Raw genomic sequence first — 3,341 nt, 5'->3', positions numbered from 1 at the left:
CAAAAACGTGCTGAAGAAGAACGTAAACACCCACAACCTGCCAATGAAAGCAAACTGCATGTCACGTTGAATGACGGCACTCGCCAGCCGTTAGACATCGACCGCCTGCGTAACCTGATTGATGAAGCCTGTGAAGGTCTGGCTCAAGTAGATAACGCTGCCATCCTGCGTGATACCCAACGCAATATCTTCGACGGTGTTTCTGAAAAAGACGTCGAAAAAGCACTGGTCATGTCTGCTCGTACCTTTATCGAAAAAGATCCTGCCTACAGCACCCTGGCTGCTCGCCTGCTGATGGACAGCATCCGTCGTGAAGCGTTGAGCTTTGTTTATCAAAGCCCACGCCAGGCATCACAAGGCGAAATGGCTGATCAATATAAAGATTACTTCAAGACTTACATTAAAACTGCTATTGAAAACGAACTGATTGATTCAGAACTGGCGTTATATGATCTGGAACGTCTGGGTAGTGCACTGAAACCAGAAAATGATTTCAGCTTTACTTACCTGGGTCTGCAAACTTTGTATGACCGTTACTTCATTCACTGCGATGGCACCCGTTTTGAATTACCACAAGCCTTTTATATGCGTGTGGCAATGGGTCTGGCCATTAATGAAATCGATCGTGAAGCCCGCGCTATTGAGTTCTACAACCTGCTGTCGTCTTTCGACTTTATGAGCTCAACGCCTACCCTGTTTAATGCTGGTACTTTACGTCCACAATTATCCTCTTGCTACCTGACAACAGTGCCGGATGACCTGAGCGGTATTTACAGCGCGATGCGTGATAACGCTCTGCTGTCTAAATATGCTGGTGGTCTGGGTAATGACTGGACTCGCGTCCGTGGTCTGGGTGCTCATATCAAAGGCACCAACGGTAAATCACAAGGTGTTGTACCGTTCCTGAAAGTGGCCAATGACACTGCCGTTGCAGTAAACCAGGGTGGTAAACGTAAAGGTGCAGTCTGTGCGTACCTTGAAACCTGGCACATCGACGTTGAAGAATTCCTGGATCTGCGTAAAAACACCGGTGATGATCGTCGTCGTACCCACGATATGAACACGGCCAACTGGATTCCTGACTTGTTCATGAAACGTGTTGCCGAAGAAGGTCAATGGACCTTGTTCTCACCAGAAGAAGTGCCAGATCTGCATGATCTGACCGGTCTGGCGTTTGAAAAAGCCTACGCTGAATACGAAGAAAAAGCGGCACGTGGTGAAATCCGTAACTTCAGCACCATGCCTGCCACTGACCTGTGGCGCAAAATGCTCGGCATGTTGTTTGAAACTGGCCACCCTTGGATTACCTTTAAAGATCCATGTAACCTGCGTAGCCCACAACAACATATCGGTGTGGTTCATAGCTCAAACCTGTGTACTGAAATCACCCTGAACACATCTGATCAGGAAATCGCGGTGTGTAACCTCGGTTCGATCAATATGGTTCAGCACATTGATGCCAACGGCAAACTGGATAAAGAAAAGCTCAACCGCACGGTAAAAACAGCGATGCGTATGCTGGATAACGTTATTGAGTATAACTATTACAGTGTGCCGCAAGCGCGTCATTCCAACCTGCTGCATCGCCCTGTCGGTCTGGGCATCATGGGCTTCCAGGATGCGTTATATAAACTGCGTATTCCTTACAGCACCGAAGAAGCGGTGAAATTCGCTGATGAATCCATGGAAGCGGTCAGCTACTACGCGATTGATGCGTCTTCTGATTTGGCTGCAGAACGTGGCAAATACAAATCCTATGAAGGCAGCTTGTGGAGCAAAGGCATTCTGCCGATTGATTCCATCAAGATCCTCAAAGAAGCACGTGGCGAATATCTGCAACAAGACGAAAGCAAAACCATGGATTGGGATGCACTGCGTGACAAGGTTAAACGTCAAGGCATGCGTAACTCCAACACCATGGCGATTGCACCGACTGCAACGATTTCAAACATCTGTGGTGTCAGCCAGTCAATTGAACCGACGTATCAGAACCTGTTCGTGAAATCGAACCTGTCCGGCGAGTTCACAGTCATCAACCCATACATGGTTGAAGATCTGAAAGCACGCGGCTTGTGGGATGACGTCATGATCAATGACCTCAAATACTACGATGGCAGCTTGCTGGCAATTGACCGTGTACCTGATGAACTGAAAGCGTTGTACACCACCGCATTTGAAATGGATGCACGCTGGTTGATTGAAGCCGCATCACGTCGTCAAAAATGGCTGGATCAAGCACAAAGCTTGAACCTGTACATGGCGGAACCATCCGGTAAGAAAATGGACAATCTATACAAACTGGCGTGGGTACGTGGCCTCAAAACTACTTATTACCTGCGTTCAATGGGCGCAACCGGTGCCGAGAAAACCAGCACCGCGCCAACCACAGCAACAACTGCTAAACCGACTGCACCACCCGTGTTAAAGCCGGTTGCCAAACAAGAAGATGACTTTATTTCAGGTGAAGGTATTGATGCACCGAAAGCCTGTTCAATCTTGGAACCAGACTGCGAGGCTTGCCAATAATGTTTAACTGGGATGATCCACTTGCCGAAAAACCGGCAACTGACAAAGTCGACAACGACCTGCTTCCTGTGTCTCAGCAAGCGGCCAATGAACTCGACACACCCGAGCCAACCTCGGCCAGTGTCAGTGAACTGCCGCCATCGAATGCCAAAGCTATTAATGCTGATGACAAACGTGTGGTGAATGGACAAGCTGATATCAATCAGCTTGCTCCATTCAAATATCCGTGGGCGTGGAATTACTTCTTAAACGCCAACAAAAACCACTGGACGCCACTCGATATCAACATGGCACAGGACGTTCACGACTACCGTCATAAACTGACGCTGGAAGAACGTCATGTCTATGAAAACGTGCTGTCATACCTGACCACCTCCGATATTCTCGCTATGCGTAATATCGGTCTGGCGGTGATGGAAAAAATGACTGCGCCGGAATTGCAGATTTATCAGGCACGTCAGGTGTATGAAGAAGCATTGCATACCTGGACCTACCAGCACTGCATCGAAACCATTGGTCTGGATCAAAGTGAAATCTACAACCGCTACCGCGTAGTGCCGGAGATTTACCAAAAGATCAAACTGGCCAATGAACGTCTGGACACCGTTATGCGTAGCGATATCGACCTGCGTGATAAAGACGAACTGGAAAACTTCGTCATGTCCTATGCGTTCTTCGCCGGCATTTTCGAAGGCAGCTGGTTCTATAACGGCTTCTCACCGATCTTTGCCCTGCAACGTCGTGGCCTGATGAAAGGTACTGGCGAACAGCTGCAATACATCATGCGTGATGAAGTCATGCACGCCTCCTTCGGT

The 3,341-nt window shown here is 48.4% G+C and carries 2 protein-coding genes; both read left to right on the top strand.

From position 1 onward, the window contains the following. The coding region (locus tag B3182_RS05230) for a ribonucleoside-diphosphate reductase subunit alpha (RefSeq protein ID WP_292751854.1) at positions 1 to 2,526 on the top strand (2,526 nt) is incomplete at its 5' end. Continuing rightward, positions 2,526 to 3,341 (top strand): ribonucleotide-diphosphate reductase subunit beta (locus B3182_RS05225; protein ID WP_292751851.1); only part of this gene is annotated, 816 nt, incomplete at its 3' end. The genes B3182_RS05230 and B3182_RS05225, both read left to right, overlap by 1 nt.

Source organism: Methylophaga sp. UBA4204, from assembly GCF_002379485.1.
Classification (GTDB): domain Bacteria; phylum Pseudomonadota; class Gammaproteobacteria; order Nitrosococcales; family Methylophagaceae; genus Methylophaga.
The sequence above is the reverse complement of the archived record's forward strand: the minus strand, read 5'-3'. Positions and strand labels throughout refer to the sequence as shown.